Origin of the sequence: Blautia massiliensis (ex Durand et al. 2017) (genome assembly GCF_051861785.1) — a bacterium.
Taxonomy (GTDB): Bacteria; Bacillota; Clostridia; order Lachnospirales; family Lachnospiraceae; genus Blautia_A; species Blautia_A luti_A.
Genome location: NZ_CP146725.1, coordinates 1,134,766 through 1,160,405 on the forward strand (window position 1 = coordinate 1,134,766; position 25,640 = coordinate 1,160,405).

The window sequence follows — 25,640 nt, forward strand, 5'->3', positions numbered from 1 at the left end:
ATTTATAAAATACTATTTTGGAGATTTTCATCTAATATTTTCAGTCATTCAATAACATATTCTGATATTCTTTTTTTCTCATTTCACGTTTTATACATACAAAAACCTGCGGTTTTTATAAAATCCGCAGGTTTTTCTTATGATATTTAAACTTTTTAAACTTCTCTTTTTTAACTTTCACATGCTTTCTGTGCATACTCTGTCTGCACCAGATTTTCATACGCTGTACGATCCGTCAGCTCACCTGCATCTTCCAGGATATCCTGCAGAAGCTCAAAGCTGTCTTTTTCAAAGATTAGATTCTCTTTCCAGGTGTCCTGGTCATAATAACGTTTTACAATGGCAGTGATGGTTTCAAGATCTGTTTCCTTGAACTGCGGTGCGATCACTTCTGCGATTTCCTCCGGCGTATGACTCTGCACATAGTCCATTCCCTTCTGAAGTGCATCGGTAAATTTCTGGATGATCTCAGGATTTTCTTTCATGTAGCTTGATTTTGCACTGTAGGATGTATATGGTACATATCCGGATGCCTCTCCGAGAGATGCCACTACATAGCCCGCTCCTTCTTTTTCCAGAATAGTGGCAGATGGTTCGAATTCTACTGTATATGCCGCGGAATCATCACCTGTAAAAGCTGCTGCTGTGGAACCGAAATCAATACTCTGGTCGATGGTCAGATCCTTTTGCGGATCAATGCCGTTTTTCTTCAGTATATATTCAAATACCATTTCCGGCATTCCGCCTGTCGTCACTAATACCATGTAAATAATCATCTGCCAGCTGTTTCGCAGTGGTTTCTGCTGATACATCCGGCAGATAGTCTTTGGTAAGCTGCGTGATTTCTTCTTTTGACTTTACAATATTGTACGGCTTCAATGGATTATCTGTGGCTTCAAGAATTCCAAGTTCCTTCATCAGCTCAATATATGGAATGATACTCTGTTTTGTTTTCTTGAATCCCAGATCAGTAATATGCTCTGACAGATATTTTGCAGAAGAAAATCCACGTTCATCCTCAGCAATCAGTTTCATCACAATCGCAATCATGGTATTTTCTCTTCGGTTCATTTCATCAGCAGGACTGTAACTAATCAGATTAGACAAGCCGTATTTCAGTGTAATTTCCGGCATCCCGTCTTCGTCCACTACGATTTTTTCAATCAGAAGTTCAATATCTCTTCGGTCAAGGCTGCCTCCTGCAATGATTTTATCTACCACCTCAAGAGCATTTTTTAGTTTATCCTTTACATCAGGCGTTTCTATGGCAGTTTCATTCAGTTCTTTTATCTGCATTTCCAGACCATGAATCTGAGCAAATAAGTCTTTCTGCATAGAATCATACGTTTCATTGATTAAATCTTCATTTCCTGCAGCGACAGCCAGATCTTTTACTTTTTGGGTAAGCAGAACTTTCAGTTGACTTTTTCGCTCATTGATAGCTGTGTGCAGTTCCTGCCGTTTTTCCGCTATTGTTTTTTTCTCTGCTTCAAAATCCTTTAAATCATAGGTAGAAATAACTTCACAGAGAGCATTTCGACACATCTTGATATAAGTCAGAACATCTTCCATCAGATCATCTTCTTCAATTAAATGTGCCTTAGAGCAATAACGTCTGCCTTTGGTGTTATAAGTGGTACAGATGTAATATTTCCGTTCCTTGCTGGAAGTTTGGCGTTTAATTGGTGTAAGGCGGCTGCCACAGTCTTTACAGAACAGGCAACTGCCAAAAGGATTCGGAATCTCTGAGCCAAGCCAATGCCCCCGGCTTCCCCGATAATTGGTACGGTTACGTTTTTCCTTTAATTCCTGTACCAACGCAAAGGTAGCCTTATCAATAATTGCCGGGTGATGATTCTCAAAAATACATTGTTCTTCTTTTGGCACACGTTTATCTTTTCCATGAACCGTATTTCTTACACGTTTTTTCAAACGAAAAGTACCAATGTAAAAATCATTATCCAGTATCTCTTTTATCATAGCATCGGACCATTTAGAAGCTACCTGTCTTTTGGATAATCTGCCTTCTTCTATTTCACGTTCACGCTGTATCATAGATGGAGTAGGTGCCCCCTGTTCGGTCAGATATGTGGCAATCTTGCGGTAGCCGGAACCAGAAAGATATAAGTCATAAATTTGCTTAATATATTCCGCTTCTCTTGCTACGATTTCCAGACTGGTCTTATCTTTTTCATTGCGGCGATAACCAAACGGCGGTCTCGTAATCAGTGTTCCCTCTTTTTGCCTGGCTCCTATGGCACGTTTAATTTTCTTACTGGTGTCTTTGACATATCGCTCATTGAACCATGTCTTAATACCAATGATATCGTCACTGGAATCCATTGAATCATAATTATCGTCAATCACAATCAGATGTTTGCCACGCTCCTGAAATTCGTCCAGAAGCAGCAGAACCTTTGCATTATGTCTGCCAAGGCGTGAAAAGTCTTTGACATATATAGTATCAATATCTTTATCCATATCCATCATCATCTGTTGAAATCCCGGTCTGTCAAAAATATAGCCGGAGATACCATCATCTTCATACCAGCGGTCAATAACCACACCATGAGCTGCTGCATACTGGTTGATAATCAGCTTCTGATTTTCTATGGAAACATAATTCCTTTTATCATCGTCTCTGGAAAGACGGACATATCCTGCATTCATAGATGTTCCTTTCTTTAAATGTAAATATAATTATTATGCTCTATGTAATTATATTATATATTTAAAACTGGAAGATGTATATAGAAAAATCTTAAGATTATTAAAAACAGATAGTATTAGACATTTTTGTTGATTGCGGAAACAGGCAGAATTTGATACAATTTTAGAAATAACAATTTGAGGAGGAAATATGGCATCAAGCAAGGAATACTTAGAGTTTATTTTAGGGCAGCTATCTGAGTTAGAAGAAATTACTTATCGAGCTATGATGGGAGAATTCATTATTTATTATCGTAGCAAGATTGTAGGCGGTATCTATGATGATAGATTACTTGTTAAACCAGTAAAATCAGCAATTAGTTATATGCCGACAGCTCCGTATGAATTACCCTATGAGGGAGCAAAAGAGATGTTGTTGGTAGATGAAGTTGATAATAAGGAATTTTTGACAGGCTTGTTTCATGCAATGTATGATGAACTGCCAGCCCTAAAACCGAAAAAGAAGAAATAGACAACTTCCTGTTTTGGTAACTGATAAATCGGAATTTGTGGAGAGATTTCCTGAACTTTCCTTATTTTACAGGCTTTTCAGCCCATTAAATAGTGAAATGATATGTATTTTCCCTTATTTTTGCCCTTATGCGGAATCCGCAAGGGAAATAAGGGGAATTTTTGTCGCATTGCATATCAATAATTGGTTCAGTGAACCAATTTTGATTTAAGCATTGCTCGCTACTTTATCAAGAAGTCTTGCGGAATCCCGTTTTGCTTTTCTTGTTGAGTGAGCGTAAATATTCATTGTGGTACTGACATCAGAGTGTCCTAACAGTTCCTGTACATCTTTCGGTGCAGCCCCATTGGAAAGCAGATTGCTGGTGTAGGTGTGACGTAACTGGTGGAAATGGAAATCTTCAAATCCTTCCAGTTTCTTTGACACTGATCTGCATACAATGCCGAGTGTACTCGGCAGTTCCAGGGAGCCATCCGGTCGCAGGCAGACAAAGGAGATTTCTTTGTAATCTGCCGGGACTTCCTGTGTACCGTCAAGATGATAGTATTCATAATAGACCCTGTTTTTCACATGCACTTCTTTGTAGTAATTGCGGTGATAGAGTTCGCCATACTGCATCCGGTTTTTGAGCTGCTCTTTTCTGGTAGCTTTCAGTATTTCAGTCAGAGTATCTCCAAAATCAACAATTCTTACTTTTTTCCGTTTCGTTGGTCCAATAATGTTTTTGTGTTTCATGCCGTCGTAGCGGATACTGCGTTTTATGGTCAGGCATTGTTCTTCAAGGTTAATGTCCTGCCATGTAAGACCACAGGTTTCCCCGATACGGAGTCCAGCATAATACGCAATCTGAATCGGCAGAATGGCAGGTGGGTTTTTCTTTTCCAGATACTTGATAAGTCGCTCATAATCCTCGTGTGAAATCGGCTGTGTGCTTTCTTCCACTTCATCATCAGAAAAGAGGTCAACTTCCTCTGCCTGTCGTTTCAGCTTGATATATTGCATCGGATTGAAACTGATTAACTGTTTTGGAAATACTGCAAAACGGAATGACTGCTGTAACACTGCGGAAAAAGAATGGATATAATCTTTGCTGTATCCTTTTCTTACTTTCCCATCTGGAAACTCACCACCAAATGTAAGCAGGTCGAGGAAACCCTGTAAATGTTCGGCAGTAACTGTTTTCAGCTTTCGGTCTGCAATCGGGTGTTTCTTGATACATCGGATTGCACCAAGATAATTTTCCACTGTACCGTTGCTGAGTGTCCCAGTTTTCAGTTCTTCTTCTGCCCACATGTCCAGAAGTTCCCCTACGGTAAGATTATCTGCCTTTGCAACAAACTTCTTATCTTCGTAGTCTTCCAGTGCCTTGCGGAGAAGCTTTTCCGTCTCACTTTTACTTTCGGTTCCGGCATATTCTTTCTGAACCATTTTTCCGCTTGCGTCCTCTACATAGAAGCGATAGTACCATTTCTTTCCTTTTTTTCTAACAGATCCTTTTGCCATAATCGTATGTCTCCTTTCGATATCAGACAATCGGAACTGTTGAAATGCTTCTTGCGTGTAGGCATCTTATGGACAAGTCCATAAGCCAATTCGCCGCTCGTCAAATCTGTAAACAGCCTGACTCGCTTGTGCTCATTGTATCACAACTCCGGTTGCCTTACTATACCGATTCAGAATCGTCATACATAACTTCGGATAAAAGATTTGCAAGCCTTTGTTCTGCCGCTTCCGGTTTCTTTGAATAGAGCCTTACAACATCTGCCATATCGTTAAATGCGTTGACAGTATGTGTGATCTCCCTGAGAAACATAATCTCATTATATTCATCTTTCGATTCAAATCCCATTACTTTAGCAATGTCCACATCTTTAGTACTGCCTTTGTAATTTTTACAGGCGAACTGAAACGAATCCAGAAACAGTTCATATTGCTTTAACATTAACAGCAGTAAGTCTTTAGAAAAAGCGTCTTCTGTTTTATTAAGATCAAGAGGTAACTGTTTAAGAATATCGCCCATCACATCACGAATCTGCAATTCTTTCTTATCCGTAATATCAGTTTCATATTCATCGGTTTCCCCTTTGAGCCATTCAATCGATACATGAAGTGCTTCCGAAAGACCTTCCAGTACCATCTTTTTGGTATTGTCAATCGAACCATTCTCATAACGCAGGATTGTGGAAGCGGTAACTCCCATCTTCTCTGCGACATAAGGCTGTGTCAGATTTAATTCCAGACGGCGCTGTTTTGCCCTGCTGCCGATCAGCTTGCGTAGTTCTTTATCTTTCATGCTGATGTGCCTCCTTTTTCGGTATGTCATTACTATACCACGCAACAAAATATATTGCAATATGCAATTTTAAGAAAAGCAGCAAAATTTCATAATGCTTGACAAAGCAATATAAACACGCTATACTGACAGCACAAATGAAATTGCATAATGCAATTCGAAAGGAGGTGGTCATATGACGCAAAGAAAGATTGCCTTATCTATTGAGGAAGCTGCTGATTATACGGGAATTGGCAGGAACACCCTGCGAAAGTTGGTAGAGTGGAAGAAACTTCCGGTATTGAAGGTTGGGAGAAAAGTCCTGATCAAAACGGATATGCTGGAACTTTTTATGGAAGCCAACGAGGGCAGGGACTTGAGGGATAAGGGAAATGTGAAAGCAGTCACAAGAAACGGTTCAACTTAAAAAAGCGGTTCCCGAAGAAACCGCCAAAGGTTCTATCAGACCGGAGTCATGATATACCTACACGCAAGCAGATTATACCATGTACTTCGTCTGACAGACAACAGGAAACTTATGTTTGGAAAAAAAGAAAGGACGATGATATTTATGGCAAGATCAACAAAGAGTTATGAGGAGCGTATGCTCCAGTTGGAAAAGAAAGAACAGGAAAGCCTTGAGAAAGCAAAACAGTATGCAGCACAGAAACGGGAACTGAAGAAACGTCAGAAAGATGTGGAAACCAAAAAACGGACACACAGGCTCTGCCAGATTGGCGGTGCAGTGGAATCGGTACTGGGTTCTGCGATTGAGGAAGATGATATCCCAAAGCTGATCGGCTTCTTAAAAAGGCAGGAAGCAAATGGGAAATTCTTCTCAAAGGCAATGCAGAAAGAGCCAGTTGCAAATACGGAGGAAGTGTAATGCCGGAGGGAGTGGAGTTTCCATTCCCTTCATTGCTTTTTTATGAAGGGCGCACTTATGGACAACCAGAGGTCGTCCGTATAAGTTTGCCACAGGTGGCAACCGGTCTGTGCTTACGCTTGCCGGGCTCGTTCCGTCGGCGGGGCTTTCAGCCAGACCTGCTCATGCCGCAGGAGGCACTCTTCGCCAGAGGGGCACATTCCATGCAGGCTGTTATGCACAGGGCACTCTTACGCAGAGGGTGCTCCGGCAGATACCATTTTCTTTTAGGAAAAACGTTACCTGCCGGAAATCAAAGCCGGATACGGCAGAATGGGGGAAACGGAGCATGGCGATTTTTCATTATACAGTAAAGATTGTTGGACGCAGCAAAGGAAAATCCATCATATCGGCGTCTGCTTATCTCAATGGCGATGTGATGAAAAATGAAGAAACAGGCAGGATCAGCTACTATACTTCAAAAAAAGAAGTCGTTTATACCAGCCTGCTGATGTGTGAAAATGCACCACAGGAATGGCAGAATGTACCTGCTGAAAATATCAGACGGTTCCAGAAATCTGTCCGATATAAAAGGGCAGATAACCAAAATGCTGCACTGGAAAAATTCAAACTTACTTTTCAGAAGCAGCGTTTATGGAATGAAGTCTTGAGGATAGAAAAAAGTTCAGATGCACAACTCGGCAGGTCATTTGAGTTCTCACTTCCGAAAGAATGGAGCCGACAGGAACAGATTGATTATACAACTGAATATATTCAAAAGACCTTTGTAGATAAGGGAATGTGTGCGGATTGGAGTATCCACGATAAAGGAGATGGTAATCCCCATGTGCATTTACTGGTGACGATGCGACCATTCAATTCAGACCACTCATGGGGTAACAAAGAAATCAAGGATTGGGAGTTTGTCAGAGATGAAAATGGAAATATCGTGGTGGATGAATCCCATCCGGACTGGTGGCAGGATAAAAAGGACCCTGACCGTCATGGAATCCGAATCCCCGTACTTGATGAAAATGGAGTCCAGAAAGTCGGGACAAGGAACCGCAAACAGTGGAAACGTGTATTAACCGATGCTACCGGGTGGAACAATCCGAAAAATTGTGAGCTATGGCGGAGCGAATGGGCAAACGTCTGTAATGCACATTTGAAAACGGAAAATCACATTGACCACCGTTCTTATGCAAGGCAGGGAAAATTAGAGATACCGACGATCCATGAGGGCGCAGATGCCAGAAAAATTGACGAGAAATTTCAAAACGGACAGACATCCTCTACTTCATGGAAAGTAGAGGAAAACCAGATCATAAAAAGACAAAATGCACTGCTGGATAAAATACAGATTTCTTTTGGAAAAGTATCCAGTGCATTAACACAATGGAAGGAGCGATTGCGTGACATTAGAAGAAAGCCGGGAAGTCATTCCCATGATGGAGACAATGATAAACCAGATCGAGGAACAGCAGAATATTATGGCAGAGATGGTACAGGAATTGCAGGAACGGGACAGGCAGCTCCTGTCTTTTCAGGAGCAGAACCAGAGTTTAAAAAGCTTAAACAGCGAATTATCCAGGCTGCTAAATCTTTTGCCAGATACAGAAGAACTGCTCTCACAGATCGAGCAACAGAAAACCAGAATCGAACAGTTGGAAAACGAGAATCAGCAATGGCAGGAATTAACGCAGAAGCTGAACAACGAGAACAGCTTATTGCAGAAACAGAACAGCGAATTGCTGACCTTAAACAGCAGATAGAGAAAGCGAGGGAGATCGATGAGCGAATGCAGAAACTTAGAGAACGTCGGGCAGGTGGAAGAACTTCTGCTGATGACCGAACAGATGCAGGACGAACTGGATCAGAAAGACCAGACAATCCAGGAACTAAACAGGCAGCTAAGCGAATCGCTGACCTTGAACGAGAAATTGAACAGCGAAAACAGAGCCGAGAATATCGAAGCATTGCGGACAAGATTAAGGCAAACAGAGGAACGATTGACCAGCGAGACAGACAGCAGGAAAAGAGCCGACGCAGAAGCCGTGGCATGGAAATTTAAGTATGAAAAAGCAGAGCAGGAAAAACTTTATGCACAGACACACCAAAAGACGGTAGAGGTAGCTGTTGAGAAAAAAGTGCCTTATGAGAAATGTGAAAAATGTGACCGTACTGCTTACCGGAAAGCAAAAGAAAAATGCGATAGCCGTAAAAGCCAGTTAGAAAAGAAATATAAAAATATGACGATTGGTTATGAAAGTATCTTGTTTCTACTGGCATGGTACAGCATAACAACAACACTGTTTACTGCGATTCTTTCGCCGGTTTTCCTTAACGACTGTATCGTCTTTTTCGGTGCGTTAGGAAAAGGAATGGGAAGTTTATTTCGGGAGTTTGTGACAGGTGCAGACTCTTTCGGACAGTTAAGCAGTGGAATACCTAACAGTATTCTTTCCGGGATTGTGTATTGGCTGATTGCCGGTACTGTCATGGCAATTTTATTCGTAATAACCGGGTGGCTGATAATCGGGATTGGTTATCAGGTAGGAAAAATCTACCGGAAATATTGTTGGGATATCATCAGTATCGTGGTAGCGATAACGAGTACAGCTGTTGTAATTTACTTTGGAGAATGGATTAAAAACGCTAATCCGATAAATCTTATTGTATTGCTATTACTGTCGCATATTATTTATATTGGAATCAGATGTTATGTGAAAGACTGGATGGAAGAACGAGGATATTATTAAAAGAGGGCAGGGAAATTTCATAATCTTCTTGTCCTTAGTAAGGGACTATTGATTGTTTATATAAAGAAAAAGTATATAAATAAATCTTGACAATTAGTACGAACTCGGACTATAATATAAAAGTCCGGATTCGTACTAATTTAAGGAGGAAAAAGATGAGAAAAGATAATAATATGATAATACAGTTGCAACGATATTATGCTTTATGGAAAGAATGTACAGCAATGTATGAGGAATGGTCAAAGGATCAGGGACTGTCTTCAAATAGAGTTTTTGCTTTGTATTCATTTTATGAAAGTAATGGAAGATGCACGCAGAAAATGATAAGTGAAGAATGGAATATATCTAAGCAAACGGTAAATACGATACTAAAAGATTTTCAGAAAAAAGGATACATCAATATGGTATCTGATGATTCAGACAAGAGAAATAAGCTGATATGCCTCACAGAATCAGGAATGGAATATACGAAAGATATCATAGAAAAACTGCACTCAAAAGAAATATATGTAATCGAAAAAATGGGATTAGAGAATATAGAAAGTCTTAATGATAATACAGAACTGTTTATCAGACTTTTCAAGGAAGGAGATTGTAAGAAAAATGAATCATAAATCATTATTTTTTAAATATGTTATTCCATCTATTATAGCATTTGCATTATCAGGAATATATGCGATAGTGGATGGATATTTTGTAGGCAATACCATAGGAGATGCTGGACTTTCGGCTATTAATATTGCATATCCGATTGAGGCTTTGATTCAGGCTCTTGGAACAGGAATTGGTATGGGAGGAGCTGTTTATTACTCAATTAATGCAGCAGAAAAGAAAGGAAAACGGGCAGAAGAATTTATTGCTACAAGCTGGTGGCTTCTTGTAATAGTAAGTGTTATCAGTACCATAATTATTTACTCCTTTTCGTCTAAAATTTTAGGATTGCTTGGAGCAGATGGAATTATATTAACAAATGCGACAGATTATATCAAAATTATAGCACTTGGAGCAATATTGCAGATTCTTGGAACTGGAATGATGCTATTCATTAGAAATTATGGAAACTCTTTCTGGTCAATGTTTGCGATGGTTGGTGGATTCATAACCAATATTGTTCTGGATTTTATCTTTGTATGGATATATGAAATGGGCATGAAAGGTGCAGCCACAGCTACAATAGCCGGACAGGGTGTGACTGCAGCAATTGCAATCATATACGCATTATATAATAAAAAGTTTTATGTGTATGTATCCTTAAAAAATGTAAAAGAAATGTGTGGCGCTATATTCAGAGTAGGTCTTGCACCATTTGGGCTAGCATTGACTCCTAATATTTCATTGGTGTTTATAAACCGATTCTCCGCTTCTTATGGGGGAGAAAAAGCTATTGCAACTTATGCATGTGTATCCTATATTATCTGTATCATATATCTCATATTGCAGGGCGTAGGTGATGGAAGTCAACCTTTAATGAGCCGTTTTTATGGTGAGAAGGATCAAGAAAGCCTGAGAGGAGTTCAGAGAATGGCATACATTTTTGCAATAATTCTTACTGTTTGTGGTGGAATTATCATGTATGTAAACAGAGCAAATATTGGAGGGGTTTTCGGAGCTTCTTATGAAGTAAGTATTGAGATTTCTAAAATTGTACCTATATTTTTAGTGTCATTACCATTTGTTGCGATTACCAGAATAGCGACAGCTGGATTTTATGCTACTGAAAAAAGTGGATTGTCATACATTCTTACATTCATTGAACCAGTATTGATGCTGATATTTATGCTTGTTTTACCACCTTTATTTGGTGGACAGATTATGATATGGTGGAGTACGGTATTGGCACGTGTTTTTTCAGCGATTCTGGCATTCATACTAATAAAATATTGCGAAAAGGGAGATTTGCAATATGGAATACAGAAAATTTAACAATCAGATAGTAGCAAGAATAATCTAGGTTTATCTATTGTATTTTTAAGGACAGCCTCATAGCAATAGGGCTGTCCTTTTAAAATTATGAAGCTAATTTTTAATAAATTCTAGTAGATTTTGATTGGAATAATCATAACTCTAATGAATCTTCAGCATCTACCCACATCTGTAAATTCCCATCAAGATATAACCTTGCATATTCTAATGGCTCATCGATTGCAAGCGATGTCAAAGCACAATCAGATCCAGGTGTGGTTCTTAAATTTTTTTCTGCTTCCCAACAATCAATACGGAGTATATAGCCCGTATTAGTATATACATCAATGCTGTTGCACTGTGGATTGTATTCTGCAAATATTGTTCTCATCGTATCCCATCTCCTTATCATTTAATCAATCAGTAGTAGCAAAAATTAAGAAGCATTTCAATCAGTTCACCATGTCACTTTTATTTTGTGTTATACTGTCTTATAGATTTTTCTTGCCCTTGTATTTGCCCTTATCAGAGTGCATAAACACTGATGGGACGATATAACACAAGGGAAATAATAAGGGAAAGCTCACCTGCGACAAATCCAGTGTTTTCAAGGGGTTGCGAAGAATTTAATAATAAAATATAACAGTTATTAAATTTCTTAAAACAGGTGAAATCTCAATCGAAAGTTGTCAAGTTTTTCAAACAGCCTCATTGCACAGGAATGCCAAACAGATTATCCTTAAAGTAGGAGGTGGCAGAAATGGCAAACGAAGATAAAAAAGATTTTAATGCTATGTTGCACGATAATAAGGATATGCCCAAATTTCAAATTATTACAGACCAGAAAAGCATTGAAAAATATGGTGGCAGTAAAATGTATTTTGCACCGCCAATCGACTATGACAAAGTAATGAAAAAAATTCCGTATGGTAAAGTGATTACCGTCGGAAAAATACGAGAATACTTTGCAGAGTTAAGTGGTGCAGATTTTACAGAACCCATTACGGCAGGAATTTTTGTTTCTATTGTGGCATGGGCGAGTTATCAGCGTTCAGAAGATGAAACACCTTATTGGAGAACATTAAAAGCGAACGGAGAACTAAATGCTAAATACCCAAATGGTATTGAAGCACAAAAAGAAAAATTAGAAGCAGAAGGACACACCATTATTCAAAAAGGGCGTAAAAATGTACGATATTATGTAAAGGGCTATGAAAATTCCCTCTTTGATTTGAAGTAGGCTTTGGAACAATAGATGGTTACACTTATAAGGATTATTGGACAATTGATAGATAACTTCAGGTTTGTATAATTAAAGCACTGGTTAAATCACACATTATCCCAGTGATTTTTGACCAGTGCTTTAATACCATCATGAATATTAGTGTTTGAATCTCCATCCAGAAATGTGACAACCCGAAAGCCGATGTCAGCATATTTCTTGCGTTCCGCTTCAAATTCTTCCTGTGACGGAAAATCGTTACGCCAGAGATAATACGTTGGCTTACGCAAGGCTATCACATCCTTTCTGTTAACTTTTCTATGATTATCATATAAAAAATGGACAGTTTTCGTGTCTGTCCACTTTAAAATCAATTTACCGTTCACGATCTGAATGGGTTAATTGTCCTCTTTTTGCCAGTTCCAGTATTTCTGGTGGAATACGTCCCATCAGCTTCTGGAGATTTTCATAATCGGCTCTGAGTCTGGCATCATCCATTTTCTTTCGTATACTGCTGGACGTTGCTTCTTTTACCTGTCTGCTTAAATCCTGTGTCTGCCTTTTTAATGATACATTATCTGACTTTAAGGAACTAATCGTCTTATCATATTTCCGAACCTGCGTCTGAAAGTTCTCTATTGCAGGAAAAAATTTCTGCAATAGTTCCACAGCTTTATCTGTATTTTTACCAGCATTAAAAATATTTGTACTTTCCAACAGATCAGTGATTTGCTTAGCCTGCCGGGTAAGATGCGCTGCTTCTTTAAAAAGTCGTGGTGGAATATGTTCACGTCCGGTCATGCTGGCGGCTTCTCCACGTTCCAGATCTGGATATTTTTCTACCATGTGTTTCCAGAACTCGTCCTGCCACCAGGTCAGCTTTTTCTTATTTCCAAGAATCTCTTTTGCACAAAGTCTTCCATCCTGAGTTATCGGGACAAAAGAAAGGTGCATATGTGGAGTTTTCTCGTCCATATGCACCACAGCCGAAAGGATTGTCTCTGAATCCTGATATTTCTTTATAAATTCCAAAGCTGTTTGGAAATACGCTCTGATTTCACTCTTTTTCTTACCTTTGAAAAATTCTGGTGTAGCGGTAATTAGAACTTCAACAACACGTACACTGTCTTTGCGTGTCCAGCATCCGTATTCTTCAATCAGTCGCTTCGACTCTGCCCGGTACTTCCCGACTGGTTCAATCAAATGATAATTCAAATTTCCTCGACTGTTGTCTATATCCGGATTACTGGCATATTTTTCTTTTTTCCGTTCATTGTGAGCTTCAATATTGCTGATTTCAGGTCCTTTGTATTTTGCAAATCTTAAAATACCGTATTGTGCTTTTTGCATTTGTACTTCCTCCTTTCCCCAAAACAGGCTAACTGTCATATTATTTTGACAGCCAACCTGAAAAATATATAATGTGTAACTTACATTGAATTACTACGTACATACGTACCAGATTAATTTGTCCATTCTTTCGGTACGTACGTACACTGGGAATCGTCCATAAAACCATCTGTATAGGACGGCTTTGTAATAACCTTTACTCCCGTAAATCCCCATACTCGTCTCCCAGCAGAATTTTTTATTGTATTGCAATGTTCCAGATTATATTTTGCTTGAACAGCAATCATAGCATCTGAGAAACTACGATTTTTTAATGCAGTCATGGAATTTTCTTCACACCAGAGCCGATAGCTCTCATACAGTTCTTTGGAACTTGCACTTGCCTCTGCCTGAAAGCGAATATATCCTTCTGATTCTAAAAACTCCAGTACATTGTTATTGTCCCGTTTCACATTTTCACGATTCGCCTTAATACGGGGACTTTCTGTAAATTTAAAATTCTGACGGACTAACCGTTGTAGTCCTTTAAACGCCCAGAGAAAAATACTTTCGGCTTCCTTCTTCATTTTTTCTGCCAGATAAGGATCATCTACACGATCAGCAGGTTTCTCCTTTGCTGTCAGTACTAATTGCCTTCGGTAAAATCCATCACTACGGTCATACAATGCCTGTAAATCTCCATTGCTGAATGCAAGCAGTCTGGAAAAAAGCCACCCCTGATAACTTTGCTTTCCTTTACGCTCTAAGTCCATTTTCCCCTGAGCAGTAACAATGGATTTCACATAACTGGTCTGTTTTAGGGCTTCCATTCGCATATCATCATCTACACACAATAAAATATGCTCAAGGTCAGCTCTGGCAAAGCGGTTTTCAGAAATTTTACCGATACTTCCGTCTTTCATATTTGAGCCTAACAGGCTGTTCAGAACAGCACCAATCTGTGATTTACCCTCTCCGCCATTTCCTTTTATAATCATCATCCGTTGTCCCTTGTTGCTTGGAATCAGGCAATACCCTATGAATTCCTGTAAAGTTGGAATATCTTCCGGGTAGAGCAGTTGATCTAAAAATGACAGCCATGTAGAAGCTTCTGGTGTATCTGGATTATAATTGACTGGAAGACGCATTCGTACAATATCTGGTTTTTCAGGGATAAATGTGCCATCTATATATATCGTTCCATTTGCAAGATGGATTTTATTGGCTTCTGGTGGAAAATCCTCTATATAAGCTGCCAGTTTCATAACTTCTAAAATATTTGTCACTTTGCGTGGAACATTGTTAATGGCATAATGTTTCAGACTTTCAAATATTTCCCCACGAAGGGGCAGATCATCAGTGCCCCGCCCCTCTGGAGTAAAAAATGCATTGTTGGCAAAGAGTATTTTATGCGTATGGAGAAATTCTTCACAAAAGGCTGCTTCATTGATATTGGTTCCGTCAAACCAAACTGGATAATTACTAAGCTGCTTTTGCTTCTTCTGCATATACATCCTCCTCATCACGAGACCCTGAAAGATATTTCAAATCTTCCAGATAGCCTGTTTCTTTCATGGATTTTACAACTTCAAAGCCTTCTTCTTCATCTGCAAAGGTCAGATAATCTGCCAGATATTCGATATAACTCAGATTTTCACATGCTTCTTCAAATCGTTCGTCCATAGGTAAATCCGGTCGTTCTGGTGCATACAGTGCTTTCCATTTTTCCAGACGATGAAGATATTCGCATACCATTTTCTGGCATTCATGTAATTCTTTCTGTCTGCTTTTTGTTTCCATGTACTCGGGCTTTTTCAGAGCTGCTATTACTGGCGGATTATCTGGTGTAATACCAAAATCTACAGCAATTTTCTTGGCGGCTTCATAGTTACTCAGTCCGAATAGATTTGCAACAAACTGGATCACATCTCCGGTAGCACCACAGCCAAAGCAGTAGTAATAAGTTGTGTTTAGTTTCATACTTGGGTAATGGTCATTATGAAATGGGCAACAGATCATGTTGTTTCTTCCAATTTTCATGCCATAATATTCGGCAGCCTGTCCGACGGTTACAGTTTCTTTTATTGTTTCAAATAAACTCATTCTATTTTCCTCCTGATTTAAGTTTGAATTTAAAGCTGTGCCGTTTTATCCAGTTCCTTTCCTGACAGGCAACCCTTCTCGGCGCTGTGTCGTCTCTTTGTGAGCGCTCTTTTCTGATCAGAAAATCGTGGCGGTTTATAAAGTTCCGGAACGGTCATTTAGTTTTCAACGAATCATGAAAGCTTATCACAGCCTATAATGAAAATAGAGGATTGACCTCCACTACTTTTTTTACTTCCTGCCTTGTTTTACAATAGTTATTGACAGGATTAAGTTTGATTGTACCTTGGAGGATTTTCACCCCGTTTTTCAACGTAAATGTTTTGCCCTTGAGTACAGCATATTGTCGCATCTTTTACAGATAGCACGAGTAGCAAAGTCCATATTATCTCGGGCAAATCTCCTGTCAATTCTATTATAAAGGAGGCTGTCTGTATGAAAGATCTTTTAGAAATTTCCTGTGGTTTGGATATCCACAAAGAAAAAATTGTTGCATGTATCCTAACTGGTCCATTAGGTAAACCTACTCACTCTGAAATTCGTGAATTTACCACTTTAATTCCTGATATGCTTGCTTTACGAGACTGGATCATTTCTGAGAATTGCCATCATGTTGCAATGGAAAGCACTGGCATTTATTGGATTCCAATTTACGAAATATTAGAAGATGCTTTCTCTGGAGATATCACTTTATTAGTTGTTAATGCCCGCCATATGAAGAACGTTCCTGGCAAAAAAACTGATATGCGTGATTCTGAATGGATTTCTACATTACTACGTGCAGGACTCCTTAATGCAAGTTTTATTCCAGAAAAAAGGATTCGTGAATTTCGTGATTTAAACCGTTATCGCAAGAGTATTATCCGCGATATTACTTCCCAGAAAAACAGGGTTGAAAAATTCCTGCAGAGTTCCGGTTTTCGTCTGTCTTCTTTTATTTCTGATATTTTTGGTGCTTCCGGCAGAAACATTATTCTACATTTGATGGAACATGGACAGATTGATAAAATATCTTTGGATTCTTATCTCAAAACAAAAACCAGAAAACGCATTGATGAAATCCTCATGTCTGTAAATGGGACTCTTTCAGAACATCAAAAATCTTTCTTAAAAATCCTCATGTGTCATTATGATTCCATGAAAGAGCATCTTATTGAAATTGAAACTCATCTTCAGGAAGATATGCTTCCATTCGCTTTACAAATTGAACAGTTAAATACTATCTATGGAATAAGTACAACTGCTTCCTGTGCAATCATTGCCGAAATCGGTACAGATATGAAACCATTTAAAACTGCAGAACACATCTGTTCATGGGCCGGTCTGTGTCCCGGCAATAACGAGAGTGCCGGAAAAAGAAAAAGTACCTCTATCACAAAAGGCAATCCTTATATAAAAAGTATGCTTTGTGAGATTGCCTGGGTAATTGCCGGCAAACGAAACACATATCTTTCAGCCTGGTATTGGAGAATCAAGCAGAAAAAAGGAGCCAGAAAAGCCATTGTCGCTCTTGCTCGTAAATTACTTGTTATCATTTATACAATGCTAAAACAAGGCACTAATTTTGATGAAAACTGTTTTGAAGTCAGGCGCAAAAACTGTGAGCAAAAACAACTTTCCCGTTATATACGAGAATTAGAAAAACATGGCTATACGGTTGAAGCTCAAGTATAATCCATCTTTTGTACAAATCATATTTCACTGCTGGCAGCCATTATTATGACTGCTTTATAGTGATGCTTTCATAATTGTTGAAAACATTTGTTGTCAAGGTTCAAGTCTTGGCTGCGATTTTTATTTTCGTAGCAAGGTTCTGTCTGATCGATCATGACGACAGTTTAGCATGAAAAAATCGCACCCCTGATTTATTCACGTACAATGAAAATCAAGAATACGATTTGATAAAAAATTGCAAATCTGCACAGGCACAGATATAATGGAAGTAGTTTAGGAGATGACGAAACAATGGGGACATCTGATTTAATAGAAGATGAAACAAGTCTTGCATACCGATTGAGTAATTTGCGGAAAGACCATGATTTAAGCCAAAAACAGTTGGCTGATCAGCTTCATGTGACTCATTCACAAATCAGTCGTATTGAGAGCGGCGAAACAAAAAATCCTAATATAAGCATTGTAATAGATGCCGCTAGGTTTTTTCATGTTTCTACTGATTATCTGCTTGGAATCACTCAGATTACTTCACCCAAAAGTTATGATATATCGGAACTTGGACTGTCGGAAGAGGCGGTAACAAGACTGATTACCAGAAGAATAGATGTAGATATTTTAAACCGATTATTGGAACATGAACATTTTCCAAAATTATGTATTATGATTCGGAATTATTTTGATGATACCATTGCTGAGGGCATCATGGCACGAAATAAGGTGATTGATTTTGCTGTTGATCAACTGATTGATCTGATGACTGCAAAGCCATCAAAAAGAAAAGAGATTATAAAAGATAAGCAGTTTTTAAGTTCACAGAAAATAGGCGCGAATGAAGCAGACATTGAAAAAATCAAGATTCAGTTTATGGCAATATTACGTGATATTAAATCTGGTATACAGAAAAAAGAACCAACAAAAGCGGTTGCTACAGCCGAAGCCGTACAGATGATTCGGGACGCATTGCCGAATAAGCCAGCTTCCGATATTACAAGCACTGACTTAGCAAATGCAGTAGCTTTTTATATGGGGCAGACAACAGAGCTGAATGATGAAGGACTTGCAATGGTACAGAATTTGGCAAAATATATTTATGATAATAGCGTGCAAGAAAAGAATTCAGAGAATAGCTGACGTAAGCATGGATATACCTTTCTTCAAATGTGGCATCGTCTGAATAACAGCATCGTCATGCTAATATTCAGACTCAGTTCTGTACTTTCAGGTAACTCCTTTACGGAGTACCTTTCAGTACAGAATGCCGGAAATTGGAGATAATCGCAAGGATATAGAATTTCTTTCCGGCAGCCACAATTTCATAAAGGTATAACACACTAGACTTTCCTGTTGGAAAATCGTGTGCCAACAGGGATGCTACTCTCCCCTATTGGATGACCCAGAGTAACAAATATGAATATCAACACTTTCTCATTATAATAAAAAATACAAGCTTGGAGAATATATGGAACTTGACAAAAATAAATTACTAATAAAACAATTACCGCCAACAATTTATATAAAAAATTTTATAGATGGGCATCCAGCTAATTATGAAGATTTTTTAACGACATTTATCAATTCTTCAAAATTTGTCACTTATAAGGGCAATCAAGCATTTATTTTAAGAAAACATGAAGAGCAAAATCATGGAGAAGCCGACATTTTTAATTCTTTTTATGATTTAGATTTTAAAATTATGGTCGATACTAAATATATGGAAGCCAGACGCATGTTAAGCCCTACTATAACTGAATTTTGTCCTGGGGTAGTAGGAAAAGGTCCTTCACGATTAAAAGGAGAACGAAAAGTTTATGATATAATCAAGTGCTTTCGTTCTATGAATATAGACGATTTAATTAAAATAGAAAAAGGGCTCATTAAGCTTCCAGAAGGAAAAACAATAATACAGGTATTAAAAAAAGTCTCAGTAAATAAGAATATGTTATTGTTTTTACCATATGATTATTGTTTTGAAAATACTTCTACAAACGCAGAAGCTGCTAAGTTTATAATCGATTGTATTTCAGAAGATTTACAATGTTTGCTCGAATATAGACATTTAAAAGTATGTAAAGATACTTATCTTTCGTTTATATCAAAGGAATGCTTTGTTATTGCACAAGAAAAAGATAATGTGTTGCATTATTATGATATGATAAAGACAAGCCAAAGCAATTTATATACTTATCTATATGAAACCGGAAAAGCTTAATAATAGTACATAACAATAATCAGATTGAATACAATCTAAATAAAGATAATTTCTGATTGACTTTCTTAGTTATATCAGTTATATTATCTTTAGTGATCAGATTGCAGAAACTTGAGAAGCCTGCGATCGGGGGAGGGTGCCGAGGCCCCTCTCCTTTTTCTTTATCTGGAACATTTTGCAGCGAGGTACATATGAGCAAACCGTTTATTACATATACCGCACAAGTTGAAAAACTGAAAAATGAAAAAAATCTAGTTATTACAGATGATGATTTTGCGGTAGAATCCCTGCAGAATATCAGTTACTATGCATTAATTGGCGGATACAAACATCCTTTTATTGATATTCATACCCGCAAATACATTAATGAAGCATGTTTTGAAGATATAGTTGCTCTTTATGAATTTGATGAAGAGTTACGTGGAATATTCTTTAAATATTTATGTCGCGTAGAAAGAAAAATGCGTTCGTCCATTTCTTATTGTTATTCGGCAAATTAAACGCTGCCGTTTCCATCAGATTAAAACGGGTCTTTCAGAGCACCTAACGATGGGATGAAGCATATATTTTTGGACGCTTCAGGCACGTTATTTTATGAGAAAAAACCATCATGCAGATTATCTTACATGATGGTTTCTAAAGCTATCCGAGTTCACAGTCATTGATTGCCTGCATGACGGCATCGGCGGTTATGATATTTAAATTTGAGCTGTTTCCAACCAACAGACTTGCATTACACAGTTTGTTGATCATACGTGGGGTCCCATTCGCTGCATTGAGGATTGCTTCCAGTGCATTGTCTTCGAATACCGTTTGTGTGCATCCTGCGCCATTCAGCTTGGCAGTAACATAGGAATGTCCTTCTGCTTTTGTCATACCTTCCAGGTTATAATTCATGACAATCCTTTGGCGGAAAGGTTCGTGGATGCTCAGGCGCAGGGTGCTGTTGAGCTGTGGCAGACCAGAAAGAAGAACAACTGCCCGGTCTTTGGAATCCATTTCAAAGTTGAACAGCATTTTTAAGTCATTGAGCACTGCGTTTCCGATATAGTTCGCTTCATCTATGATAATGACAGGCGTCTGTCGTTTTTCAAGTACGAGACGGTTGATCTCATCCTGGATGATCTTGAAGTTATCGGTCTTGCGGAATGCAGGCTGGGCTCCGAGCTCAGTGGCAAGGTTCCGGTAAAAATCATTTACGGTCAGGGTGGAAAGACTGGAATACATCACTTTATAAAGGGAAGTGTTCAGTCCCGAAGCCCAGTTCCTGACTGCGGTGGTCTTTCCCCTTCCGGCGCTTCCGGTGAGGAGCCCGAAACCTTTTGTGGTAAGCAGGTAGTCCAGCCGGAACAGAACCTCCTTGTACTCCTGTGTTTCTACGAGGACTTCCTTTGAGTTTTTCAGGAAAGGATTGAATTCCAATCCGTATCTTGCAGTATAATCCATGCTCATTCGTCTCCTTTACATAAGTGTACTTTTTCTCTTTTTATCAATGCGTTTTCCGTTTTGTTCAGAAGTCGGATCGGGGTTAGTGTTCCATCCGATTCCACGATGAAGATCTCTTTCATATCCGGAGAATAGCGCAGACGGATGCGCTGCCGTGCAAAACGGTAATCAACTTCGTATTCAATCTGGTCGATGACGATCACACTGTCAGCAGATACCCGGCGTTCAATCTCCAGAAGGAAGTTTTGGGTGATGTCTTCCTCAGAAAGCCTGCGGATCTGTTCCGGTTCCGAAAAGAAGCGGTCCTGTGGGGACAGCCCGTGGAGGGAAGAATGGGGGGATTGGTTGTATCTCTGGACAAAAGCATGCAGGCTTCCCCTCAGTTCTTCCAGTGAATGGAAATCCCGCATATCAAGGGCTGCCATCCACTGATCCTTCATGGTCCGGAACCATCGCTCGATCTTGGCTTTTCCGGTAGGAGTGTATGGCTGGCAGTAACTGAGTGTTGTACCGATCCTTGCAGCCAGGAGTTCCATTTGTTTGTTCTTATAAGATTTCCCATTGTCAAAGTTGAAAACTTTGGGGCGCCCGTACTTTGCTATGGCTGATCTCATAACGGACATCAGATTGATAAAGTTATCATTGTAGAACACATCGATCCCGGTAATGAACCGGCTGGCATCATCGATCAGGGCAATGATATAGACCCGGTGTTTTTTTCCGTCCGAATCTGTAAGGCGGGGACCGACACTGCTGTCCCCGCACCAGACTTCGTTGATATGGGGGCGTTCATATCGGCGCATATCCTTGTTCGGTGTCTGCCGCAGTTCCGACTGAAGCCGTTTCACAAAGCGGCTGACGGTGGATTCGGATACCTGTCCGTTTATTACAGAGCCATCGGATTTCAGCTGCCTGTAAATAGCGGCCGCAGACATGCGTGGATAGTTGGTCTTGAAATACCGGATTCTCTCCTGAAGTTCTTCGTCAAGCTTGCGGCTCATGCCGGCATCTGAGCGCCCTTTCGGGACGAGACCTTCAAAACCATGGTTCTGATAGTCCAGATACCATTTTTCAATGGTGGCGGGAGCATAATGATGGAGCTTCCCGTCGGGTCCCATGAGTCCTTTTGCAGAAATTTCCGTGTAAAAAGCGGTCTTGCTTGGATAACGTTCATCAAGTCCTGCAATAATCGGTGCGATGGCGCCATAGCGCATCAGTGCGATTTCCTGTTGTTTTTCTTGTTTCATAGATTTCATCTGCCTCCTTTTTCTAAAGGATAAGGGATAAAACCAGACCTGTCGTGTAAGGTTATGTTGGCAGGATAAAAAGTTTATTGGAGGTTGATTTAATCTGCATGAACTGTCTGGAAAAGAGGGAAAAACATCCTGAAATCAGGCTGGGGATATCGGGGAGGTGAAGCCTCATGGAGAGCAACCGTTGCTTCCAATGTAAACGGTAGTTCCGGATGATGGATTTCAGGTTGTTTTCATCCACGAGGTACTGTTCTGCCAGTATGTTTTGGAATCCGGTCTCATGCTCATAAGCATGGATCAGACGGACGTGCAGAACCAGAGGGATCTGGGAATACGGGATCATGGATGAAAGTAACAGCGCATGGGTATGCCCACATGCTTTGCAGTACACACGAACAACAGAAAGGGAGATGATTCTGTCAGCAAGCTGGACACTGCGTTTATAAGAGCCATGGCGGATGAGACAGCCGGAGTGACCGCAGGTACATGAAATAAGGTTCAGATCGAGAGAATCCATTGTTTTATTGTAAAAATCCTGAGAAATAAGGTTGTAGTTTTCTGTATTAACTGTTATCATAGGTATGCATGAATGTAGCGTAAGCTATGTTTGGGTGAAAGCAGAAATCGAACTTTGGTCGGGGAGGTTTCTGCTTTTTATTTCGTGGTTACAAAACCATATGATAACACAAGAGGTCTCATGATAAAATAATCTGATGGAAAATACGTCAGATTCCTTTATACCAGGATCTCTTTTATTTTGCATGAAAAGTAAAAAATCGGTTTGTTATAGTGTGGCTGATAATATCTTATCACTTCTGTAAAAAACATGGAGAACGTCAAGAAGAATATCTTAACTCCAATAATTACGGCAATATTCCCAAAAATAAAAATGGAATTACTAAATTAATCAAAATGCTAGATATGATGGCTAATAAAAACAAGGATCATGAATATCTTGTTTACCAGCGTAACAAATATCATAATATTCCGTTATGGGTGATTATGAATACCCTTACGTTTGGTCAAATATCTAAAATGTTTGAATTTTTACCTCAAAATATGCAAGGAACAATTTGCCAGGATTTTGGAAATGTCAAGAAAAATGAAATGATAAAATATTTAAAGGTATTAACGCTGTACCGAAATGTATGTGCTCATAACGAAAGGTTGTTTTCCTATCACACATATATTGACATTCCAGATACATTGTTACATAAAAAATTAGGCATTTCCAAAAACGGTTCAAAATATGTATATGGAAAAAATGACTTGTTTAGTGTAGTCATTACTTTTCGTTATCTACTTCCAAAGACCGATTTTTTACTGTTTAAAAAGCAACTAGTGCATATTTTTGACCGATATGAAAAGCAGAATTCAAATTTGAAATTAAATGATCTTTTTGAATATATGGGTTTTCCGATTAACTGGAAAGAGATAACAAAATTTCGCAAAATATAAGTGGAGATATTAACAAAATATTTCCACTTATATTTAAAGCTATTCTATTTGTTGCGACTTCTTCGCACTATTCAATCCATCCACCCAATTACACAAAATCACAATCGTCTGATAATTTACATTGATATATGTACGCCGCCCTTACGACCGCCAAGAACCTTCTCTCCTTTCAGATCCTCCCATTTGAAATCAGGCATCTCTTCTCTTGCCACAAGGAAATTCCCCGCACGCTGGGTTAATTGTGCAAAATTTACGACAGGATCCGTGGCACCCTCCTGATAAGCATAAACAGATGCCTCTGCGCCCATAAATCCAATGTCTGCCTCACCGGAAATCACAGCAGTCATCGTTTTATCTGCTCCGAATCCCGTCACCAGTGTCAGATCCAGACCTTTCTCCTCAAAATATCCTTTCTCGATCGCAACATACTGGGGTGCATAGAAAACAGAATGTGCTACCTCATTTAAAGTGACTTTGCTCAATTTCTCCTCTTCCTTATCTTTCTTTGATGCAAAAACTGTCATCGGCAGCGCCGTCACCGTCAGCACGACTGCCACCGCCAATGCGATCCGTTTTTTATTTTTCATGCAGATACTCCTTTTTTGACTTCTGATTTTAGCATATGCCAGAAGGACCTGGAGGGTTCGGAACATCATACTGAAATGGAAAGGAATTGCCCCTCCCCCAAAAATATGATAAGGTGAAGCAAATAGAATTTTTCAGGAGGAGCATTCATATGAAATACGACTTCACTTCCATCATTGACCGGCATGGCAGAGATTCCATCGCAGTAGACGGCCTGAAGGGCGATGGTTTCTCTCCTGCCCCGCCGAAGGAGGGATTCGATGCCATCCCGATGTGGGTAGCAGACATGAACTTCCCTACTGTACCTACCATACAGCAGGCGATCATCGAACGGGCCAGTCACCCTACCTTCGGTTACTTTGAAGCCCCGCCGGAATATTATAAGGCCATCATCCGCTGGCAGGAAACACGCCACGGTGTCACCGGTCTGAAGCCCAGGCACATTGGCTACGAAAATGGCGTTCTGGGCGGAGTTATCAGTGCACTGAACTGCGTCTGCTCCCGCGGTGATAATGTCCTGATTCACAGCCCGACATACATAGGCTTCACCAAAAGTCTGAAAAACAACGGCTACGAGGCCGTACACGCTCCTCTGATAAAGGATGAAAACGGCATATGGAGAATGGATTATGCAGACATGGAAAAACAACTCCGTGAAAAGAAGATCCACGCTGCCATTCTCTGCAATCCACACAATCCCTGCGGACGCGTGTGGGAACGCCGGGAGCTGGAAAAAGCCATGGAGCTGTACCGAAAATATGATGTCTATGTCATCTCAGACGAGATCTGGTCTGACCTCATCCTGAATGGCCATAAGCATATCCCCAGCCAGCCAGTCTGTCAGCGAAGATGCCCGCCAGCGTACAGCGGCCTTCTACGCTCCATCCAAAACCTTTAATCTGGCAGGACTTGTTGGCAGCTATCACATTGTATACAACAGCTGGTGGCGGGATCGTATTTTGAAGGAGTCCAGTCTGAGCCATTATAATATGATGAATGTTCTGTCCATGCACGCTCTGCTTGGCGCTTATCAGCCTGAAGGCTATGAATGGACCGATGAACTATGCGAAGTACTAAGCGGAAATGTAAGCTTTGCCTGTGATTACATTGACCGGCACTTTAAGGGTGTCAACGTTTCCAGGCCGGAAGGCACCTACATGCTCTTTGCCGACTGCACCAACTGGTGTACTGCCCATGGCAAAACAATCGAAGATGTGGAAAAAGCCTGCTGGGATGTCGGCGTTGCCGTCCAGGACGGCAGGATGTTTTTCGGTCCCTGTCACCTGAGAATGAATCTGGCCTCACCCCGTTCCCGCATAGAAGAAGCCTTCCGCCGAATGGATCGGTACGTCTTCAACAGGTAAAAATCTACTCTGCCATTC

General features: G+C 39.7%; 24 protein-coding genes and 3 pseudogenes. 14 read left to right on the forward strand and 13 right to left on the reverse strand.

Annotation, left to right across the window (positions count from 1 at the left end; genetic code table 11):
• Window positions 1-170: 170 nt before the first annotated feature.
• Together V9W66_RS05490 and V9W66_RS05495 are read right to left on the reverse strand one after the other, a co-directional pair.
• Window positions 171-746, reverse strand: a pseudogene (locus V9W66_RS05490) (ABC transporter substrate-binding protein); the annotation flags it as partial.
• Window positions 721-2,670 carry a recombinase family protein gene (locus V9W66_RS05495; protein ID WP_144096261.1) on the reverse strand — a complete coding sequence of 650 codons (1,950 nt, stop codon included), beginning with the start codon at window positions 2,668-2,670 and terminating at the stop codon, window positions 721-723. The pseudogene V9W66_RS05490 and the gene V9W66_RS05495, both read right to left, overlap by 26 nt.
• A 190-nt stretch (window positions 2,671-2,860) precedes the next feature.
• Between V9W66_RS05495 and V9W66_RS05500 the strand changes: the two genes are divergently transcribed.
• Window positions 2,861-3,181 carry a TfoX/Sxy family protein gene (locus tag V9W66_RS05500; protein WP_144096259.1) on the forward strand — a complete coding sequence of 107 codons (321 nt, stop codon included), beginning with the start codon at window positions 2,861-2,863 and terminating at the stop codon, window positions 3,179-3,181.
• Window positions 3,182-3,388: 207 nt separating this feature from the next.
• Here the strand turns inward: V9W66_RS05500 and V9W66_RS05505 are convergent, their stop codons facing one another.
• Entirely contained in the window at window positions 3,389-4,684 is a 1,296-nt protein-coding gene (locus V9W66_RS05505; protein ID WP_002578309.1) for a tyrosine-type recombinase/integrase, read from the reverse strand.
• Between the two features lie 160 nt (window positions 4,685-4,844).
• A complete protein-coding gene (locus V9W66_RS05510; protein ID WP_002578308.1) occupies window positions 4,845-5,474 on the reverse strand; it encodes a helix-turn-helix domain-containing protein in 630 nt (209 codons plus the stop codon).
• Window positions 5,475-5,649: 175 nt separating this feature from the next.
• Between V9W66_RS05510 and V9W66_RS05515 the strand changes: the two genes are divergently transcribed.
• From V9W66_RS05515 to V9W66_RS05540, 6 genes are all read left to right on the forward strand, one after another.
• Window positions 5,650-5,880, forward strand: coding sequence for a helix-turn-helix domain-containing protein (locus tag V9W66_RS05515; protein WP_002578307.1), 231 nt, complete (start codon window positions 5,650-5,652; stop codon window positions 5,878-5,880).
• Window positions 5,881-6,024: 144 nt separating this feature from the next.
• On the forward strand, window positions 6,025-6,339 hold the full coding sequence (locus V9W66_RS05520) for a DUF3847 domain-containing protein (protein WP_002578306.1): 315 nt from the start codon (window positions 6,025-6,027) through the stop codon (window positions 6,337-6,339).
• A gap of 328 nt (window positions 6,340-6,667) precedes the next feature.
• Window positions 6,668-8,389 carry a MobA/MobL family protein gene (locus V9W66_RS05525; protein ID WP_022621741.1) on the forward strand — a complete coding sequence of 574 codons (1,722 nt, stop codon included), beginning with the start codon at window positions 6,668-6,670 and terminating at the stop codon, window positions 8,387-8,389.
• Complete coding sequence (locus V9W66_RS05530; RefSeq protein WP_009243742.1) at window positions 8,328-9,077, forward strand: DUF6040 family protein; 750 nt, start codon at window positions 8,328-8,330, stop codon at window positions 9,075-9,077. Before V9W66_RS05525 ends, V9W66_RS05530 begins: the two co-directional genes overlap by 62 nt.
• A 155-nt stretch (window positions 9,078-9,232) precedes the next feature.
• Window positions 9,233-9,691, forward strand: coding sequence for a MarR family transcriptional regulator (locus tag V9W66_RS05535; protein ID WP_144100444.1), 459 nt, complete (start codon window positions 9,233-9,235; stop codon window positions 9,689-9,691).
• A complete protein-coding gene (locus V9W66_RS05540) occupies window positions 9,681-11,000 on the forward strand; it encodes an MATE family efflux transporter (RefSeq protein ID WP_144096257.1) in 1,320 nt (439 codons plus the stop codon). Before V9W66_RS05535 ends, V9W66_RS05540 begins: the two co-directional genes overlap by 11 nt.
• Before the next feature lie 133 nt (window positions 11,001-11,133).
• On the opposite strand, the gene V9W66_RS05545 is transcribed toward V9W66_RS05540, so the two are convergent.
• Window positions 11,134-11,370: a DUF6061 family protein gene (locus V9W66_RS05545; RefSeq protein ID WP_002578301.1), complete on the reverse strand. Its 237-nt coding sequence runs from the start codon at window positions 11,368-11,370 to the stop codon at window positions 11,134-11,136.
• Window positions 11,371-11,739: 369 nt separating this feature from the next.
• On the opposite strand from V9W66_RS05545, the gene V9W66_RS05550 reads away from it, so the two are divergent.
• Complete coding sequence (locus V9W66_RS05550; protein ID WP_117998174.1) at window positions 11,740-12,219, forward strand: MGMT family protein; 480 nt, start codon at window positions 11,740-11,742, stop codon at window positions 12,217-12,219.
• An 89-nt stretch (window positions 12,220-12,308) separates the two neighbouring features.
• On the opposite strand, the gene V9W66_RS05555 is transcribed toward V9W66_RS05550, so the two are convergent.
• The 4 genes from V9W66_RS05555 to V9W66_RS05570 form a co-directional block, all read right to left on the reverse strand.
• The gene (locus V9W66_RS05555) at window positions 12,309-12,500 is read right to left on the reverse strand and encodes a hypothetical protein (protein WP_044924790.1); all 192 of its coding nucleotides are present in this window, start codon (window positions 12,498-12,500) and stop codon (window positions 12,309-12,311) included.
• Window positions 12,501-12,576: 76 nt separating this feature from the next.
• The gene (gene mobV, locus V9W66_RS05560) at window positions 12,577-13,551 is read right to left on the reverse strand and encodes a MobV family relaxase (RefSeq protein ID WP_144096252.1); all 975 of its coding nucleotides are present in this window, start codon (window positions 13,549-13,551) and stop codon (window positions 12,577-12,579) included.
• 113 nt (window positions 13,552-13,664) lie between these two features.
• Complete coding sequence (locus V9W66_RS05565) at window positions 13,665-15,038, reverse strand: DNA primase family protein (protein ID WP_330575473.1); 1,374 nt, start codon at window positions 15,036-15,038, stop codon at window positions 13,665-13,667.
• Window positions 15,013-15,633, reverse strand: coding sequence for a CHC2 zinc finger domain-containing protein (locus V9W66_RS05570; protein ID WP_144096247.1), 621 nt, complete (start codon window positions 15,631-15,633; stop codon window positions 15,013-15,015). Before V9W66_RS05570 ends, V9W66_RS05565 begins: the two co-directional genes overlap by 26 nt.
• Window positions 15,634-16,068: 435 nt before the next feature.
• Between V9W66_RS05570 and V9W66_RS05575 the strand changes: the two genes are divergently transcribed.
• The 4 genes from V9W66_RS05575 (at window position 16,069) to V9W66_RS05590 (ending at window position 20,016) form a co-directional block, all read left to right on the forward strand.
• Window positions 16,069-17,307: an IS110 family transposase gene (locus V9W66_RS05575; protein ID WP_144094729.1), complete on the forward strand. Its 1,239-nt coding sequence runs from the start codon at window positions 16,069-16,071 to the stop codon at window positions 17,305-17,307.
• A 291-nt stretch (window positions 17,308-17,598) separates the two neighbouring features.
• Window positions 17,599-18,438 (forward strand): helix-turn-helix domain-containing protein, encoded by an 840-nt coding sequence (locus V9W66_RS05580; protein ID WP_144094098.1) that lies wholly within the window; start codon window positions 17,599-17,601, stop codon window positions 18,436-18,438.
• Window positions 18,439-18,766: 328 nt separating this feature from the next.
• On the forward strand, window positions 18,767-19,516 hold the full coding sequence (locus V9W66_RS05585; RefSeq protein WP_144094097.1) for a hypothetical protein: 750 nt from the start codon (window positions 18,767-18,769) through the stop codon (window positions 19,514-19,516).
• Window positions 19,517-19,707: 191 nt separating this feature from the next.
• Window positions 19,708-20,016, forward strand: coding sequence for an Abi family protein (locus V9W66_RS05590; protein ID WP_243121723.1), 309 nt, complete (start codon window positions 19,708-19,710; stop codon window positions 20,014-20,016).
• Window positions 20,017-20,158: 142 nt separating this feature from the next.
• On the opposite strand, the gene V9W66_RS05595 is transcribed toward V9W66_RS05590, so the two are convergent.
• Genes V9W66_RS05595 through V9W66_RS05605 form a run of 3 tightly spaced genes read right to left on the reverse strand, consistent with a single transcriptional unit; the run spans window position 20,159 to window position 22,792 of the window.
• The gene (locus tag V9W66_RS05595) at window positions 20,159-20,962 is read right to left on the reverse strand and encodes an ExeA family protein (RefSeq protein ID WP_243125600.1); all 804 of its coding nucleotides are present in this window, start codon (window positions 20,960-20,962) and stop codon (window positions 20,159-20,161) included.
• A gap of 2 nt (window positions 20,963-20,964) precedes the next feature.
• Window positions 20,965-22,218, reverse strand: coding sequence for a DDE-type integrase/transposase/recombinase (locus V9W66_RS05600; RefSeq protein ID WP_439362801.1), 1,254 nt, complete (start codon window positions 22,216-22,218; stop codon window positions 20,965-20,967).
• A gap of 52 nt (window positions 22,219-22,270) precedes the next feature.
• On the reverse strand, window positions 22,271-22,792 hold the full coding sequence (locus V9W66_RS05605) for a hypothetical protein (RefSeq protein WP_242828381.1): 522 nt from the start codon (window positions 22,790-22,792) through the stop codon (window positions 22,271-22,273).
• Between the two features lie 212 nt (window positions 22,793-23,004).
• On the opposite strand from V9W66_RS05605, the gene V9W66_RS05610 reads away from it, so the two are divergent.
• Complete coding sequence (locus V9W66_RS05610) at window positions 23,005-23,673, forward strand: Abi family protein (protein WP_243121784.1); 669 nt, start codon at window positions 23,005-23,007, stop codon at window positions 23,671-23,673.
• Between the two features lie 131 nt (window positions 23,674-23,804).
• Here the strand turns inward: V9W66_RS05610 and V9W66_RS05615 are convergent.
• Window positions 23,805-24,197: pseudogene (locus V9W66_RS05615) on the reverse strand (ABC transporter substrate-binding protein); the annotation flags it as partial.
• A 212-nt stretch (window positions 24,198-24,409) separates the two neighbouring features.
• Here V9W66_RS05615 and V9W66_RS05620 point away from each other — a divergent pair.
• A pseudogene (locus tag V9W66_RS05620) lies at window positions 24,410-25,622 on the forward strand (MalY/PatB family protein).
• The last annotated feature ends 18 nt before the right edge of the window (window positions 25,623-25,640 follow it).

What these genes read in the sequence shown, in the direction of transcription:
- V9W66_RS05495 (WP_144096261.1), bottom strand. Translation starts at nt 2,670, where the DNA reads ATGAATGCAGGATATGTCCGTCTTTCCAGAGACGATGATAAAAGGAAT.
- V9W66_RS05500 (WP_144096259.1), top strand. Translation starts at nt 2,861, where the DNA reads ATGGCATCAAGCAAGGAATACTTAGAGTTTATTTTAGGGCAGCTATCT.
- V9W66_RS05505 (WP_002578309.1), bottom strand. Translation starts at nt 4,684, where the DNA reads ATGGCAAAAGGATCTGTTAGAAAAAAAGGAAAGAAATGGTACTATCGC.
- V9W66_RS05510 (WP_002578308.1), bottom strand. Translation starts at nt 5,474, where the DNA reads ATGAAAGATAAAGAACTACGCAAGCTGATCGGCAGCAGGGCAAAACAG.
- V9W66_RS05515 (WP_002578307.1), top strand. Translation starts at nt 5,650, where the DNA reads ATGACGCAAAGAAAGATTGCCTTATCTATTGAGGAAGCTGCTGATTAT.
- V9W66_RS05520 (WP_002578306.1), top strand. Translation starts at nt 6,025, where the DNA reads ATGGCAAGATCAACAAAGAGTTATGAGGAGCGTATGCTCCAGTTGGAA.
- V9W66_RS05525 (WP_022621741.1), top strand. Translation starts at nt 6,668, where the DNA reads ATGGCGATTTTTCATTATACAGTAAAGATTGTTGGACGCAGCAAAGGA.
- V9W66_RS05535 (WP_144100444.1), top strand. Translation starts at nt 9,233, where the DNA reads ATGAGAAAAGATAATAATATGATAATACAGTTGCAACGATATTATGCT.
- V9W66_RS05540 (WP_144096257.1), top strand. Translation starts at nt 9,681, where the DNA reads ATGAATCATAAATCATTATTTTTTAAATATGTTATTCCATCTATTATA.
- V9W66_RS05545 (WP_002578301.1), bottom strand. Translation starts at nt 11,370, where the DNA reads ATGAGAACAATATTTGCAGAATACAATCCACAGTGCAACAGCATTGAT.
- V9W66_RS05550 (WP_117998174.1), top strand. Translation starts at nt 11,740, where the DNA reads ATGGCAAACGAAGATAAAAAAGATTTTAATGCTATGTTGCACGATAAT.
- mobV (WP_144096252.1), bottom strand. Translation starts at nt 13,551, where the DNA reads ATGCAAAAAGCACAATACGGTATTTTAAGATTTGCAAAATACAAAGGA.
- V9W66_RS05565 (WP_330575473.1), bottom strand. Translation starts at nt 15,038, where the DNA reads ATGCAGAAGAAGCAAAAGCAGCTTAGTAATTATCCAGTTTGGTTTGAC.
- V9W66_RS05570 (WP_144096247.1), bottom strand. Translation starts at nt 15,633, where the DNA reads ATGAGTTTATTTGAAACAATAAAAGAAACTGTAACCGTCGGACAGGCT.
- V9W66_RS05575 (WP_144094729.1), top strand. Translation starts at nt 16,069, where the DNA reads ATGAAAGATCTTTTAGAAATTTCCTGTGGTTTGGATATCCACAAAGAA.
- V9W66_RS05580 (WP_144094098.1), top strand. Translation starts at nt 17,599, where the DNA reads ATGGGGACATCTGATTTAATAGAAGATGAAACAAGTCTTGCATACCGA.
- V9W66_RS05585 (WP_144094097.1), top strand. Translation starts at nt 18,767, where the DNA reads ATGGAACTTGACAAAAATAAATTACTAATAAAACAATTACCGCCAACA.
- V9W66_RS05590 (WP_243121723.1), top strand. Translation starts at nt 19,708, where the DNA reads ATGAGCAAACCGTTTATTACATATACCGCACAAGTTGAAAAACTGAAA.
- V9W66_RS05595 (WP_243125600.1), bottom strand. Translation starts at nt 20,962, where the DNA reads ATGGATTATACTGCAAGATACGGATTGGAATTCAATCCTTTCCTGAAA.
- V9W66_RS05600 (WP_439362801.1), bottom strand. Translation starts at nt 22,218, where the DNA reads ATGAAATCTATGAAACAAGAAAAACAACAGGAAATCGCACTGATGCGC.
- V9W66_RS05605 (WP_242828381.1), bottom strand. Translation starts at nt 22,792, where the DNA reads ATGATAACAGTTAATACAGAAAACTACAACCTTATTTCTCAGGATTTT.